Here is a 13,924-nt window from a genome sequence, read left to right on the forward strand (position 1 = left end):
GGACGGGCCGTCAGTGCGCCGCCGCCCGGCGCCGACCCGCCGGACCGACACAGTGGAGGACCTCGTGAGTGAGCGGAGCGCGTACGTCAACGAGAGCGGCGGGCACCCGGTGCCGGCCGTGCTGGCCGGGGTCGACGGCTCGCCGCAGAGCACCGCCGCCGCCCACTGGGCCGCCGGGGAGGCCCGGCTGCGCGGAGTGCCGCTGCGCCTGGTGCACGCCTGGCCGTGGCTGACCGACGGCGAATCGGCCTTCGCCGAGCCCGACGACCTGCCCGCGGCCGCGCAGCGGGTCCTCGCCGCGGCCGCCGGGGAGGTCCGCGAGCGCCACCCCGGCCTGGAGGTGCGGACCGACGGCGTGCTGGACGCGCCGGTCGACGGCCTGGTCGCCGCCGCGGCCGACACCGACCTGCTGGTGCTCGGTTCCCGCGGCCGCGGCGGCTTCACCGGCCTGCTGCTCGGCTCGGTGAGCATGGCCGCCGCCGCCCGCAGCGGCGTGCCGGTGGTCGTGGTGCGCGAACCCGGCACGGCCGGCGGCGGCGACGGGCCCGAGGTCGTGGTCGGCGTCGACGCGCAGGACCCGCAGGACGAGGTGCTCGCCTTCGCCTTCCGCGAGGCGGCCCTGCGCGGCGCCCGGGTGCGGGCCGTGCACGGCTGGGACCTCCCGCCGGTGTTCGGCTACGCGGGCGGTGCCGTACCGGCCACCGAGATCGCCCAGCTGGAGGCCCTGGAGGCCAAACTGCTCTCGCTCGCCGTGGCCGCGGAACGCGAGCGGCACCCCGGCACCGCGGTGGTCGAGGACGTCCGGCTGGGGGCTGCCCGCGGCCTGGTGGACGCTTCTGCCGGGGCCGCTCTGGTGGTCGTCGGCCGGCGGCACCGGCCGATCGAGTTCGGCCCCCGGCTCGGCCGGGTCGCTCACGCGGTGCTGCACCACGCGCAGGCGCCGGTCGCCGTCGTCCCGCACGGCTGACCGGCTGACCGGCTGACCGGCGGGCACCCGGCCCGGGCCCCGGACCGCCGTCGCACCCGCCCGGCGTCCGTCCGGCGGGCGGGTGCGACGACGGGCCGTTGGACCCTGGCGCCCGCCGCGCCCCCGGCGCAGGCTCGGAAGCAGCGAGGTCACGGCGCCCGTCCGGGCGGGCGGACCCCGGGACGGGCCGACGGCCCCCGCCGGGCGCGCCGCGACCTCCGGTCCGGCACGGCACGCGGTCCCGCGGTCCCGCGTTCAGTGTTCCCGCGTCCCCGTGCGACGGCCGGACCCCGGACACGTCCCAGGAGTGGATCACCATGACCGGCACCTCCCTCCCCCTGACCCTCACCCCGGCGGACCTGCAGCTGCTCGCCCTCGCGGGCGGCGCGGCGCCGTCGCTGCACAACAGCCAGCCGTGGCGCTTCACGCCGACCCCGGACGGGCACGGACTCGCCGTGCACACCGACCCCGGCCGCGCGGTGCCGCTCGCCGACCCGACGGGCGCGGCGCAGCACATCGCCGTCGGCGCCGCCGTGTTCAACCTCCGGGTCGCCGCCGCGCGGCTCGGCCGCGACCCGGTGGTCCGGCTGCTCCCGGACGAGGCCGACCCGACCCTGCTGGCCGTCCTCGACCTCGCCGCCCCGGCCCGCAGCCGGCGCCCGTTCGGCCGCGACCTCTACCCCGCCATCACCGCCCGGCACTCGAGCCGCCAGCCGTTCGCCCAGCGCGACGTGCCCGAGGCGGTCCTCGGCGAGCTGATCGGCGCCGCCGGGGAGGAGGGCGTGGTGCTCGTCCCGCTGGAGGAGGCCGGCGTCCGCCGGGTGCTGGCGCTCACCGCCGAGGCCGAGCACCGCAACACCGCCGACCCGGCTCGCTCGGCCGAGACCCGCGACTGGCTGCGCGCCGGGCCGGGCGCGGCGCCCGACGGTACTTCCGGCGCCGCCGGGGACGGCATCCCGTACGAGGCCCTCGGCCCGCAGGACCACGACGCCCGCGTCCCGATGCGGGAGTTCGCCGGCCGCCCGCCGCACCGGCCCGCGCAGCCCTCCCGCCGCTTCGAGGCGCTGCCCCAGCTGTGCACCCTCGCCACCGGCGGCGACGGGCCGGTGGACTGGCTGGCCACCGGGCAGGCCCTGCAGCACGTCTGGCTGCTGGCCACGGTGCACGGCGTACGGCTGACGGTCTGGCACCAGGCCGTCGAGTGGCCGGACACCCGGTGGGCGCTGCGCGACCCGGCCGAGGGGCCGGGGCACGTCCAGCTCGTCCTGCGGGTCGGCTACGGGCCGCCCGGGGCGGCGACCCCCAGGCGGCCGGTCACCGAGCTGCTCGGCGGCTCCTGAGAGGGCGGGCCCCGCTGCCCGCGACGGACCGCGGGCTCAGCGCGGGCGGGAGGCCGGCGGCAGCACCTGGGCCCTGAGCCGCAGCTCCGGGCTGCGGCGGAAGGAGAGGGTGAACTCCACCCACTGGCCGGCCTGCAGCGGCGGCGGGTCGGCGATCAGCAGGTCGGAGTCCTCCGGGGACATCACCAGCTCGCCGCGGCCCGGGACGGGCAGCGCGGCCACCGGCTCCCAGCGGCCCGCCGCACCCTGGTGCAGATGCCGCTTCAGGGTGAGATGACCGCCGAACTCCCAGCGGGCGCCGACCAGTTCGTCCGAGACGTCGCCCGGGTTGCGGACCGTGAAGAAGGCCGCCACCGCCGGGGCGGCGCCGGTCGGCAGCAGCACCCACCCCGGCCCGGCCTCCACCGGCCGGGCCCGGCCGGCACCGCCGACCGCCGTCCACCCGGTCAGCAGGGCGAGCGCCAGCACCGCCGCGCCGACCGGGGGCGCGACCGCCCGGAGGCGCTCGGCGCGCCCGCTCGTCCGCCGTCCGCTGGTCCGCGGCCCGTTCACCCGTCCGTCCGCCCGTCGCCCGCTCATCCGTCGCCCGTCCGCCCGTCGCCCGTTCATCCGTCGCCCGTCCGCCCGTCGCCCGTTCATCCGTCGCCCGTTCACCCGTCCGTCCGCCGGTCCGTCGGTCCGTCCGCTCATCGGCCCGGTCCGTCCGTGCGGCGCCGCGCCCGGCCGGGGGCCGTCGGGGCGCCCCGGCCCGGCTGCCAGGTGCGCAGCCGCAGGCTGTTGCCGACGACCAGCAGCGAGCTCAGCGACATCGCCACCGCCGCCAGCATCGGGTTGAGCAGCCCGACCGCCGCCAGCGGGATCAGCACCACGTTGTAGCCGAAGGCCCAGAGCAGGTTGACCCGGATCGTCGCCAGCGTGCGCCGCGCCAGCCGGACGGCGTCCACCACCGCCTCGATGTCACCGCGCACCAGGGTCAGCCCGGCCGCGCCGATCGCGGCGTCGGTGCCCGAGGTCAGCGCCACCCCGAGGTCCGCCGAGGCCAGCGCCACCGCGTCGTTGACGCCGTCGCCGACCACCGCGGTGGTCCGCCCCGCGGCCCGCAACCCGGCCACCACCTCGGCCTTGCGCTCGGGGGAGGCCGAGAAGTGCACCCGCTCGATGCCGAGCTCGCGGGCCACCGCCTCCGCCGCGCCGGGGCCGTCCCCGGTCAGCAGCACGGTCTCCAGCCCCAGGCCGCGCAGCCGGTGCAGGGCGCGCCAGCTGCCCGCGCGCAGCGTGTCACCGACGGCGAGCACCGCCGCGGCCCGCCCGTCCAGCTCCACCAGCACCGCCGTCCGGCCCGCCGCCCCGGCCGCCGTCACCGCGGCGGCCAGCACCTCGGGCAGTGGCCCCGCGGCGTCCGGCCGGACCACCCGGACGGACCGGCCCTCCACCGCCCCCGACACCCCGAGCCCGGCCGTGGCCGCGAACCCGTCCACGGCCGGCAGCGTGCCGCAGCGCTCCCGCGCCGCCGCCGCGACGGCCCGTCCGACGGGATGCTCCGACCGGTGCTCGACCGCGCCGGCCAGCCGCAGCACCGCGTCCCCGGAGGCGGCCCCGGGCCCGTCGGCCACCGTCACCGACGCCAGTTCCATCCGCCCGGTGGTCAGCGTCCCGGTCTTGTCCAGCACCACGGTGTCCACCCGGCGCAGGCTCTCCAGCACCTCCGGGCCGCGGACCAGCACGCCCAGTTCGGCGCCCCGCCCCGTCGCCGCCAGCAGCGCCGTCGGCGTCGCCAGGCCCAGCGCGCACGGGCAGGCCACCACCAGCACCGCGACGGCCGCCGTCACCGCCGCCTGCGCGGACGCGCCCGCGCCCAGCCAGAAGCCCAGCACGCAGACCGCCACGGCCAGCACGCTGGGCACGAAGACCCCGGCCACCGCGTCCGCCAGCCGCTGCGCCCGGGCCTTGCCGGCCTGCGCCTCCGCCACCAGGTCGGTGATCCTGGCCAGCTGGGTGTCCGCGCCGACGGCCGTCGCCCGCACCACCAGCGCGCCGCCGACGTTCACCGTCGCACCCGCGACGGCGTCCCCGGGGCCGACCTCGACCGGCACGCTCTCCCCGGTCAGCAGGCTCAGGTCGAGCGCCGAACCGCCCTCGACCACCACCCCGTCGGTGGCCACCCGCTCGCCCGGCCGCACCACGAACTCCTGCCCCGGAAGCAGCAGTTCGATCGGGACGAGGCGCTCCTCGGCACCCCCGGGAGTCCGGACGCACACCTCCTTCGCGCCCAGCCCGGCCAGCGCCGCCAGGGCGGAACCGCTGCGCCGCCGCACCCGGCCCTCCAGCAGCCGCCCGGCCAGGACGAACAGCGGCACGCCCACCGCCGCCTCCAGGTACACGTGCGCCGCGCCGCCGCCGTCCGCGGTGAGCGAGAACGGCATCCGCATGCCGGGATCCCCGGCGCCGCCGAACAGCAGCGCGTAGGCCGACCAGCCGAAGGAGGCCACCACCCCCAGGCTGACCAGGGTGTCCATGGTGGCCGCGGCGTGCCGCAGCCCCTGCCAGGCCCGCCGGTGGAACCCCGCCGACCCCCAGGTCACCACCGGGACGGCCAGCGCGAAGCAGACCCACTGCCACGCGGTGAACTGCAGCGCCGGCACCATCGACAGCACCACCACCGGGACGGCCGACAGGGCCGTCACCAGCAGCCGCAGGCGCTCCCGCGGCTCCTCCGCCGGGAGCCCGACGCCGACGCCCTCGGGCGCCGGCTCGGCGGTGTAGCCGGCCCGTTCGACCGCCGCCACCAGCTCCGCGACCGGCACCCCGGCCGGGTGCAGCACCCGGGCCCGCCCGGTCGCCAGGTTCACCCCGGCCGTCACCCCGTCGATCCGGGCCAGCCGCTTCTCCACCCGGCCGACGCAGGCCGCGCAGGTCATCCCGCCGACCGCGAGGTCGGTGCTCACCAGGGCCCCGGTGCCGGCCCCCGCGACGGGGCTCACGGCATCCCGCCCATGTCGTGCCCACCCGTCCCGGGCGCGCTGCCACCCGCCGGCGCGGGCCGCAGCCCGGGCGACACCGGCCCCGCCTGGCGCCCCACCGCGAAGGCCACCACGAACACCACCACCAGCAGCAGGGCGAACCCCGCCAGCACACTCGACGGCCGGACACCCGGCGACTTCGCACTCACCCCCCAGCAGTCGGACGGCCGGAGCCGTCGGTTCCCGTACGTTCCGACTTTCGGCATCCGAGGGCGGTTCCGGCGCCGGAGCCCGTGCCGGTGCCGGTGCCGCCCGGCGGTCCCCGGGTACCTTCCGACGCCCTCCGGGAGCCTCCGGGCGGCACCGGCGGGCCGGGCCCCGCGCCGGGGGAGCACCGCCACCCGAACGGGCGCGCAGCTGTCGCCGTCGCGCGGCAACGCGACGAAGCATGGGGTGGGAACGGGCCCTCCGGCCGCGGCCTCCAGCGCCCGGACGTAGAACGCCGAGCGAGAAGAGAGAACCCCGGTGCGCGAACTCCACAGCCTCCCCAGCCCCTCGGCCACCCGCCGCCCGCGCCGCCGGGCCGCCGCCCTGGTGGCGGTGCTCGCGGCCGCCGGGGTGCTGGCGGCCTGCAGCAGCTCGTCGACCAACCCCTCGATCACGGCCTCCGGGCCGGCGCCGTCCGAGTCGGTCGCCGCCGCCGAGGGCACCCCGTCGCCGTCCCCGACGGCCGCCGAGTCGCCGTCCGCGGCGGCCACCGCCGACGCCTCGGCCGCCGCGGCGGCGGCCTCCTTCGCCGCCTCGGTCTCCGCCCAGCAGACGGTGACCGGGGCGAAGGCCGCCACGGTGCTCGCCGCGCTGCCCGGCGGCGGCAACGCCATCGGCTCGGTCACCGTCGACGAGGTGCCGCTGCGCGACTCCGGCGGGCTGCCCGCGGCCGTCGTCACCGTCGAGAACGGGGGCCTGAACCCGGCCTCCTACGCGGTGCAGGTCGACTTCACCGACACCAGCGGCAAGACCGTGGACAGTGCGATGGTCGGCGTCGAGGCCCTGCCGGCCGGCGAGCAGGCCTCCTCGATCGCGTTCAGTCGGACCCCGGCCCAGCAGCGCCTGCTGCCCGTGGTGGTGAAGGCCTACAGCTACTGACGGCGGCACCGGGGCGCGGGCGGTCCCGGAACCGGTCGCCGGACGGACTGTCAGTGGTGCGCCGTAGCATCCCTTCGTGTGCCGAACAGCGGTGCACGGAGGGATTCACCACGTCAGGGGGAACAGTGATGACGCGCAACAGCAGGCGGATCCTGGCCGCAACGGCCGGTGCGCTGGGGGCGGTGCTGGCGCTGGCCGGTCCGGCCGCGGCGGTCCAGGGCGGCATGGGGACGGGCGAGATCCTGCCGCACCCCGGGCCGGACGGCCTGATCTGGATTCCGGACTGGATCGGCGACGGCGGGGCGGTCAGCGCCTCGGTGAACCCGTCGCAGCCCTTCACCGTGACGGTCGGCTGCCGGGGCGGCGGCTCGGTGCAGGTCCACGTCGGGGGCCTCGCCCCGGCCGACTTCACCGTGCGGTGCCCCGTCGACGCCACCGGCATCGGCTCGGTCGAGATACCCGCCCGCCCGGGCCGGGACATCGAGTTCACGGTGACCGCCTCCGACCAGGCGATCCACTGGGGCATGTACGCCACCCAGCCGGAGTGACGCACCGGGCCGTCCGCGTCGGCGGGCGCGGACGGTCCTCAGCGGCGGACGCGGACGGTCCTCAGCGGCGGACGCTGCGCGGGCCGGTGACGTCGGCGCCCAGGGCGGTGACGCGGGCGCGGAGTTCGCGGTCTGCGGTGACGACGAGGCAGCCCCGGTCAGGCCGTTCGGCGCGGGCCGCGCGCACGAGGTCGACGATCCGGTCGTCGCCGCTGCCGGCGGCCGTGACCACCCGCACCTCGGGCAGGCCGGTCACGCCCCGGGCCGCGCCCTCGACGACCAGCAGGACCTCCACCGGGCCGGGGCGGTCCGGCAGGCCGTGCGCGGCGACGGCCACCAGGGCGTCCCGCAGGCGTTCGGCGGCGCCCCGGCGGTCCCGCCACCACCCGTCGGGCACCGAGCCGACGACGTTGGCGCCGTCCACCACCAGCAGCGGCAGCGGGCCCGGGCCGGTCCCGTCGTGCTCTCCCATGGCGGCGGCCTCAGCTCAGCGTGATGCGGATGCCGACGGTGCCGCGCTCGCCGCGGCGCAGCCGGCTGCCGAGCAGGGTGAGCACGCCGAGCAGCCCGTACTTCTGGCGCAGCAGGGTCCGGTAGGCGGCGGTGCGCTCGGGGCCGAGGATCTCGGCGGTGGCCGGGTAGTGCGCCCCGGTCGGCCGGCCCTTGACGTCGCAGGGGCCGACCAGGACGTCGGCGCGGTTGCGGATCCGCTTGACCTTCCAGGAGTCGGTGACGGTCCAGACGCCGAGGGCCTCCCCGTCGCGCACCACCCAGACGGGCGTCGGCACGGCGGTGCCGTCCTTCTTGTAGGTGGTGACGAGCAGGTAGCTCCCGGAGGAGAGGCTGACGATCCGGGCGAGGTGGTCGGGCGTGGTCATGGCCAGGAGTGTAGGGCGTCGGCACCGATCGCCGCTGGTCAGCACGGGCCGCGGGGCGGCGGGCCGGGTGGCCGGTCCGGCGTTCAGCGGTGCCGGCGGGTGCGGGCGGTGACGACCAGGGCCCGCGCGCGGCGGACGAGGCGGCGCCGGCCACGGCCGCCGACCCCGGTGGAGCCGCCGAGCGCGGTGCAGCCGCCGCGGCGGAGGGCGAGCGCCGGCGCGGAGGCCGCGGCGACCGCGACCGCTGCCGCCGGGGCACCGGGGGCGGTGGCGGGCCGGCCGCGGCGGCGGGCCGCGGTGCGCCGTCCGGCGGCGAGCAGGGCGAGGGCGGAGCCGAGGGCGGCGGCCGTCCAGGCGGCTGGTTCGAGGCCGGGGCCGCGGTCGTCGGCGGCCTGCGGTTGCCGGGTGGCGCCGCCCGGGCCCGTGCCGGAGCCGGAGCCGGCGGCGGGGGCCGGCCCGGTGGCGGGCGCGGTGTCCTCCACCAGCTGTCCGACGGGCTGGACCTTGCCGGCTGCGGCGAAGCCCCAGTCGAGCAGGGCGGCCGCCTCGTCGTAGACCCGGCCCTGGGCCTCGGGGTGCATGACGGTGACCAGCAGGGTGCGCCCGCCGCGCTGGGCGGCTCCGGTGAAGGTGGCGCCGGCGTTGGTGGTGTAGCCGTTCTTGACGCCGATCAGCCCGGGGTACTTGCCGAGCAGGCGGTCGGTGTTGGCGATGTCGAAGCTGGTGCGCTGGCCGGTGAGCTTGTCCAGCGCGCCGGGGAAGCGGGCGGTGCGGGTGCCGCAGTAGGAACGGAAGTCGGCGTTGCGCAGCCCGGCGCGGGCGAACAGCGTGAGGTCGTACGCGGAGGAGACCTGCCCGTCCATGTCGTAGCCGTCGGGGGAGACCACCCTGGTGTCGCGGGCCTGCAGCGACCGGGCGCGGGCCTGCATCTCGGTGACGGTCTGCTGGAGGCCGCCGTTCATGTGGGCGAGGACGTGGACGGCGTCGTTGCCGGAGCTGAGGAAGACGCCCCGCCAGAGGTCCTCGACGCGGTAGGGGAGGTTCTCCTTGACGCCGACCAGGCTGCTCCCGGCGCCGAGGTTGGCGAGTTCGGCGGGGGCGACCTTGTGTTCCAGCGTGCGGTCGAACTTGGGCAGCACGGTGTCGGCGAAGAGCATCTTGAGGGTGCTGGCGGGGGGCAGCTGCCGGTGGGCGTCGAGGGCCGCCAGGACCTCGCCGGTGTCGGCGTCGGCGACCAGCCAGGACCGCCCGGTCAGTTCGGCGGGCAGCGCGGGGGCCCCGGCGAGGGGGGCGACCTGGACGGCCGGTCGGGCGAGCCGCTCCCCGCCGGCCGTGCCGGCGGCCTCGGGTGCCGCGGTGGCGGCCGTGGCACCGCCGGCCGGGGCGGCCGTCGCGCCCGCGGCGCCCGCTGCGAGCACCAGCGTGGACGCCGCGGCGGCCGCGAGCCTGCTGACCTGCTGTGACATCTGCTGCACACCGCGAACGTACCCGGGCCCGGGCCGGCCCGCCGCGCCTGCTGCTCCGTCCGGATCCCCGGCGGAGGGAGGGCGCTGCTGATCCCCGGTCAGGGCCGCCGGGGCGCCGGCGGGGCGTTCATGGCGTCGACGGCGGCGACGAGGGGGGCCAGTTCGGGGTTCCCGGCGGCCTCGTCGAGGGCTTCCCGGAGGGCGGTGTCGTTGGTGGGCCGGGCCTCGGCGAGGAGCTCCAGGCCGGCTTCGCTGACGTTGGTGTAGATGCCCCGGCGGTCGGTGGGGCAGAGGTAGCGGGAGAGCAGTCCGCGGTCCTCGAGGCGGCTGACCAGGCGGGTGGTGGCGCTCTGGCTGAGGACGACCGCGTCGGCGACCTGCTTCATCTGCAGGTGGCCGCCCTCGCCGTCGTGCTGGCGGCTGAGGACGTCGAGGAGCGAGTACTCGCGCACGCTCAGGTCGTGCCCGGACTGCAGGGCGCGCTCGATGTGCGCCTCGATCCTGCCGTGCAGCAGGTACAGGGCACCCCATCCGTTGGCGAGGGCGGTCAGCGCGGGGTCCGTGGCGGTCATGCCAGGGCCTCCTTCGAGGGTGCGGCGGGTGTCCAGGGTAAGCCGTGGCCCGAAATATCGGCCAGAGGAGACAGCCAGCGTTTGCATTTATCGCGCGTCTGCAACTATTGTCGAAGCACGTAAGGCGCACTGACAATCGCACGGAGGGTGGCACCATGCCTCTCGCGCTCCTCGCCCTGGCCATCGGGGCCTTCGGGATCGGCACCACCGAGTTCGTGGTCATGGGCCTGCTGCCCGAGATCGCGGGTGACTACGGAGTGTCCATCCCCACCGCAGGTCTGCTCGTCACCGGCTACGCGATCGGCGTGGTCGTCGGCGCACCGCTGATGACGGTGCTCGGCACCAGGATCAGCCGCAAGACGATGCTGATGCTGCTGATGGGCCTGTTCACCGCCGGGAACCTGGTGTCCGCACTGGCGCCGAGCTTCGGGGTGATGCTCGCCGGGCGCATCGTCGCCTCGCTGGCGCACGGCGCGTTCTTCGGCATCGGCTCGGTGGTCGCCGCCGAGCTGGTCGCCCCGGACCGGAAGGCGGGCGCCATCGCCACCATGTTCACCGGGCTGACCGTCGCCAACATCGTCGGCGTGCCGCTCGGCACCTACATCGGGCAGGCCGTGGGCTGGCGGACCACCTTCGTCGCGGTCGCCGCGCTCGGCGTCGTCGGCCTGCTGGGCATCGCCAGGCTCGTCCCCGCCCTGCCGCGCGCCGAGGGCGCCCGCCTGCGCGGCGAGCTGACCGCGTTCCGCAACCCGCAGGTGCTGCTCGCGATGGCGATGACCGTGCTCGGCTTCGGCGGAGTGTTCGCCGCGATCACCTACATCGCCCCGATGATGACCAACGTCGCCGGCTACTCCGACGGCGCGGTCACCTGGCTGCTGGTGCTGTTCGGCGTCGGCATGTTCCTCGGCAACCTCCTCGGCGGCAGGTTCGCCGACCGCAGGCTGATGCCGCTGCTCTACACCACCCTCGGCGGCCTGGCCGTCGTGCTCGCGGTGTTCACCCTCACGGCGCACGACAAGGTCCTCGCCGCCCTGACGATCCTGCTCGTCGGAGCCCTCGGGTTCGCCACCGTCCCGCCGCTGCAGAAGCGGGTGCTGGACCAGGCCCACGGCGCGCCCACGCTGGCCTCCGCCGTCAACATCGGGGCGTTCAACCTGGGCAACGCGCTCGCGGCCTGGCTCGGCGGGACGGTCATCTCCGCCGGCCTCGGCTACACCGCCCCGAACTGGGTCGGCGCCGCCCTGGCAGCCGCGGCCCTCGCCCTCGCGCTCTGGTCCGCCGCGCTGGAGCGCCGTGCCCCGGCGGCCGTGACCGCTGCCACCGGGTCCACCACCGCGCCCACCGCCGCCGGGGCCTCCGCCGCCCGGTCCGTCCCGGGCCTGGCCCACCGCTGAGCCCTCCCGTCCACCACCGGGCCCCCCGACCGCAGCCCCCCCGACCCCCAGACCTCCGCCCCCGACTCCCAGGAGAAGCACCACCATGAGCACCCCCGCCGTGCACCCCACCGCCGTCACCCCGCTCGGCACCGCCGACGCCGAGACCCTGGTCGGTGCCGCCCGCGCCGCCGCCGAGGCGGCCGGGGTCGCCGTCAGCATCACCGTCCTCGACGCCGGCGGCCACCTGCTGGCCTTCCGCCGCGACGACCGGGCCGTGCTGATCTCCGGCGAGACCAGCACCCGCAAGGCGTACACCGCCCTCCAGCTGGACGCCCCGACCGCCGACCTGGTCGACCTCGTCAGGCCGGACGGACCGTTCCACTCGCTGCCGACCGCCCTGGACCGGCCGCTGCTGTTCATCGCCGGGGGCGTCCCCGTGCGCCGCGACGGCCGGCTGATCGGCGCCCTCGGTGTCGGCGGCGGCGCCCCCGAGCAGGACCACGCCTTCGCCACCGCCGCCCTGGACGCGCTCACCCGGTGACCGCTCCCGCGGCCGCCCCGCCTCCGCGGGAGCCGCCCCCGCACCGCCGGCCCCGGGCATAGCGCCGGTCAAGGAAAGGTCTGCCGTCTCCAATGCCGGCGCCCTCGCCGGCCGACTCGGATTCGGCGCCGCCCCCGGCGCCGCCGGGATCCACCGGGACGACCCGGGGGTTCCGCACCGCATCCCGGCGGGTTGACGGCCCGGCGGTTCCGCACCGCATCCCGGCGGACCGACCGCCCGCGGCTCGTGAGCCCTACGGCGTGTCAGCGCCCTCGCCCGTGCCCGCCGCCCGACCCGGTCGGGTGGCGGGCACGGGTGCGTCCCCGGCGGCCGGCGCGGCGGCCGCGACGCCGTCGAGCAGGACGGCGAGGCCGGTGCGGAAGGTCTCCTGCTCGCGGTCCTGCGGGGGGCCGTCGGCACCGCTCTGCAGGGCGGTGAGCAGCGGGAAGCGGCTCGGGAAGTCCGGTGCCAGTTCGGCCAGTCGGGCGGATCTGGCGGTCCACCAGTCCTCGTCCGTGACGCCGGTCTCGGCGGCGGCCGCGCGGGACTCGGCAGTCGCGGCGGCGGTGCCGCGGACGAACTGCCAGAGCGCGGAGACCGCTCCGCGCAGCGGCCCGGGCGCCAGGCCGGCCGGCCCGAGGGCGCCCAACAGGGCTTCCATGGCGGTGAGTTCGGCCGGGCCGAGGACCGGCCGGGCCTGCGAGACCTGGAGCATCCAGGGGTGGCGCAGGTAGCGGTCGTACAGCGCGCCGGCCCAGGCGGTGACGGCGGCGCGCCAGTCGTCCGAGGGCGGGGGAGCCGCGGGGAGTCCGGCCAGGGCGCGGTCGTGCATCAGGTCGAGCAGTTCGGCCTTGCCCGGCACGTAGGTGTAGAGGGCCATCGCGGTGCGGCCGAGCCGTTCGCCGACGGCGCGCATGGAGAGCGCGGCCATCCCCTCGTCGTCGGCCACCGCGATTCCGGCGGACACGATCGCGTCCACACTGAGCCCCGGTTTGGGGCCGCTGCGCCCGGTGCGCGGTTCCGGTGCGGCGCCCCAGAGCAGGGCGAGGGACCGGTGGGCGTCGCCCTGTCCGGCGTAGACGACCATGCACAACTCCTTATGACGTAAAGTATCCTCGACCACGGCAACTCTTTATGTCGTAAGGTTATCAATCGGAGGGGTTCGCGATGACACTGCCCGTCACCTTCCTCGAGGTCGTCGAGGTCCGCCGGATCACGCCGCGCACCGCCCGGGTCGTCTTCGAGGCCGAGGCCCTGGACGACTCCGTGGGCGCGGCGCCCGACCAGCAGGTCAAGCTCTGCTTCCCGCGCCCCGGGCAGCGGGTGCCCGAGCTGCCGCCGCAGAGCGCCGACCCGATGGGCTGGTACCAGGCGTACCTGGCGATCCCCGAGGCCGCGCGCCCGCTGCTGCGCAGCTTCACCCTCCGGCGTCGGCGGCCCGGCACCCGGCAGGTCGAGATCGACTTCGTGCTGCACGGCGACGCCGGCCCGGCCGCCGCCTGGGCCGCGCGGGCCGCCGCCGGGCAGCGGCTCGGCATGGTCGGGCCCTCCGCGCTGTACGCCCCGGCCGTCCCGTTCCCCGACGCTGCCGCCGCGGCCGACTGGGTGCTGCTGGCCGGGGACGAGACGGCCCTCCCGGCCGTCGCGACCCTGGTCGGGGCGCTGCCCGCCGCGGTGCCGGCGGTGGTGTTCGTCGAGATCGCGGACGAGGCCGAGCGGCAGCCGCTGGAGAGCGGTGCCGAGCCGGTGGTGCACTGGCTGCCGCGGGGCGGGGCGTCCCCGGGCGCCGTGCTGACGGAGGCGGTGCGGGCCGCCGAACTGCCCGCCGGCCGTCCGTTCGTCTGGCTGGCGGGGGAGGCCGGCGCGGTCCGGGCGCTGCGCCGGCACCTGGTGGACGGGCGCGGCGTGCCGAAGGCGTCGATCGACTTCACCGGGTACTGGCGCCACCGGCTCACCCAGGACGACGCGCCCACCGCCGAGGACCTGGCGGACGCTCAGGAGCGGCTGGCCGGCACCTGATTCCGGCGGCGGTCCCCCGGACTCGCCGGTGCCCCGGGCCGCAGTCGGCCCGGGGCACCGGTTCTGTCATGTCCGGTTTCGGGGCCGGAGGGAGGGGAAGAGAGTCGGACG

15 protein-coding genes are annotated in these 13,924 nt (G+C 77.4%); 7 read left to right on the forward strand and 8 right to left on the reverse strand.

Annotation, left to right across the window (positions count from 1 at the left end; translation table 11 throughout):
* Positions 1–64 precede the first annotated feature (64 nt).
* Both AB0N04_RS12885 and AB0N04_RS12890 read left to right on the forward strand, forming a co-directional pair.
* A complete protein-coding gene (locus tag AB0N04_RS12885; protein WP_360210382.1) occupies positions 65–967 on the forward strand; it encodes a universal stress protein in 903 nt (300 codons plus the stop codon).
* A gap of 317 nt (positions 968–1,284) precedes the next feature.
* Positions 1,285–2,307, forward strand: coding sequence for a hypothetical protein (locus AB0N04_RS12890; protein ID WP_360220880.1), 1,023 nt, complete (start codon positions 1,285–1,287; stop codon positions 2,305–2,307).
* A 36-nt stretch (positions 2,308–2,343) separates the two neighbouring features.
* On the opposite strand, the gene AB0N04_RS12895 is transcribed toward AB0N04_RS12890, so the two are convergent.
* From AB0N04_RS12895 to AB0N04_RS12905, 3 genes are all read right to left on the reverse strand, one after another.
* Positions 2,344–2,859 carry a copper chaperone PCu(A)C gene (locus tag AB0N04_RS12895; RefSeq protein WP_360220877.1) on the reverse strand — a complete coding sequence of 172 codons (516 nt, stop codon included), beginning with the start codon at positions 2,857–2,859 and terminating at the stop codon, positions 2,344–2,346.
* 134 nt (positions 2,860–2,993) lie between these two features.
* On the reverse strand, positions 2,994–5,252 hold the full coding sequence (locus AB0N04_RS12900; protein WP_363364190.1) for a heavy metal translocating P-type ATPase: 2,259 nt from the start codon (positions 5,250–5,252) through the stop codon (positions 2,994–2,996).
* Between the two features lie 32 nt (positions 5,253–5,284).
* Positions 5,285–5,476, reverse strand: a complete 192-nt coding sequence (locus tag AB0N04_RS12905) for a hypothetical protein (protein ID WP_360220871.1) — start codon at positions 5,474–5,476, stop codon at positions 5,285–5,287.
* Between the two features lie 316 nt (positions 5,477–5,792).
* Here AB0N04_RS12905 and AB0N04_RS12910 point away from each other — a divergent pair, with 316 nt between their 5' ends.
* Both AB0N04_RS12910 and AB0N04_RS12915 read left to right on the forward strand, forming a co-directional pair.
* Positions 5,793–6,413: a hypothetical protein gene (locus AB0N04_RS12910; protein ID WP_360220868.1), complete on the forward strand. Its 621-nt coding sequence runs from the start codon at positions 5,793–5,795 to the stop codon at positions 6,411–6,413.
* A gap of 128 nt (positions 6,414–6,541) precedes the next feature.
* On the forward strand, positions 6,542–6,961 hold the full coding sequence (locus tag AB0N04_RS12915) for a hypothetical protein (RefSeq protein WP_360220865.1): 420 nt from the start codon (positions 6,542–6,544) through the stop codon (positions 6,959–6,961).
* Positions 6,962–7,022: 61 nt separating this feature from the next.
* Here AB0N04_RS12915 and AB0N04_RS12920 read toward each other — a convergent pair whose 3' ends face one another.
* The 4 genes from AB0N04_RS12920 to AB0N04_RS12935 form a co-directional block, all read right to left on the reverse strand.
* Entirely contained in the window at positions 7,023–7,433 is a 411-nt protein-coding gene (locus tag AB0N04_RS12920; protein WP_360220862.1) for an NTP pyrophosphohydrolase, read from the reverse strand.
* Positions 7,434–7,443: 10 nt separating this feature from the next.
* The gene (locus tag AB0N04_RS12925) at positions 7,444–7,839 is read right to left on the reverse strand and encodes a PPOX class F420-dependent oxidoreductase (protein WP_360220859.1); all 396 of its coding nucleotides are present in this window, start codon (positions 7,837–7,839) and stop codon (positions 7,444–7,446) included.
* A gap of 83 nt (positions 7,840–7,922) precedes the next feature.
* A complete protein-coding gene (locus AB0N04_RS12930; RefSeq protein ID WP_360220883.1) occupies positions 7,923–9,305 on the reverse strand; it encodes a D-alanyl-D-alanine carboxypeptidase in 1,383 nt (460 codons plus the stop codon).
* Positions 9,306–9,403: 98 nt separating this feature from the next.
* On the reverse strand, positions 9,404–9,877 hold the full coding sequence (locus AB0N04_RS12935) for a MarR family transcriptional regulator (RefSeq protein ID WP_360220856.1): 474 nt from the start codon (positions 9,875–9,877) through the stop codon (positions 9,404–9,406).
* 155 nt (positions 9,878–10,032) lie between these two features.
* Here AB0N04_RS12935 and AB0N04_RS12940 point away from each other — a divergent pair, with 155 nt between their 5' ends.
* The gene (locus AB0N04_RS12940; protein ID WP_360220853.1) at positions 10,033–11,271 is read left to right on the forward strand and encodes an MFS transporter; all 1,239 of its coding nucleotides are present in this window, start codon (positions 10,033–10,035) and stop codon (positions 11,269–11,271) included.
* Positions 11,272–11,356: 85 nt separating this feature from the next.
* Positions 11,357–11,794, forward strand: a complete 438-nt coding sequence (locus tag AB0N04_RS12945; RefSeq protein ID WP_360220851.1) for a heme-binding protein — start codon at positions 11,357–11,359, stop codon at positions 11,792–11,794.
* 253 nt (positions 11,795–12,047) lie between these two features.
* On the opposite strand, the gene AB0N04_RS12950 is transcribed toward AB0N04_RS12945, so the two are convergent.
* A complete protein-coding gene (locus tag AB0N04_RS12950) occupies positions 12,048–12,881 on the reverse strand; it encodes a TetR/AcrR family transcriptional regulator (protein WP_360220848.1) in 834 nt (277 codons plus the stop codon).
* Positions 12,882–12,961: 80 nt separating this feature from the next.
* Between AB0N04_RS12950 and AB0N04_RS12955 the strand changes: the two genes are divergently transcribed.
* Positions 12,962–13,813, forward strand: a complete 852-nt coding sequence (locus tag AB0N04_RS12955) for a siderophore-interacting protein (RefSeq protein WP_360220845.1) — start codon at positions 12,962–12,964, stop codon at positions 13,811–13,813.
* Positions 13,814–13,924 lie beyond the last annotated feature (111 nt).

The sequence above is a fragment of the Kitasatospora sp. NPDC051702 genome, assembly GCF_040681575.1.
Taxonomy (GTDB): domain Bacteria; phylum Actinomycetota; class Actinomycetes; order Streptomycetales; family Streptomycetaceae; genus Kitasatospora.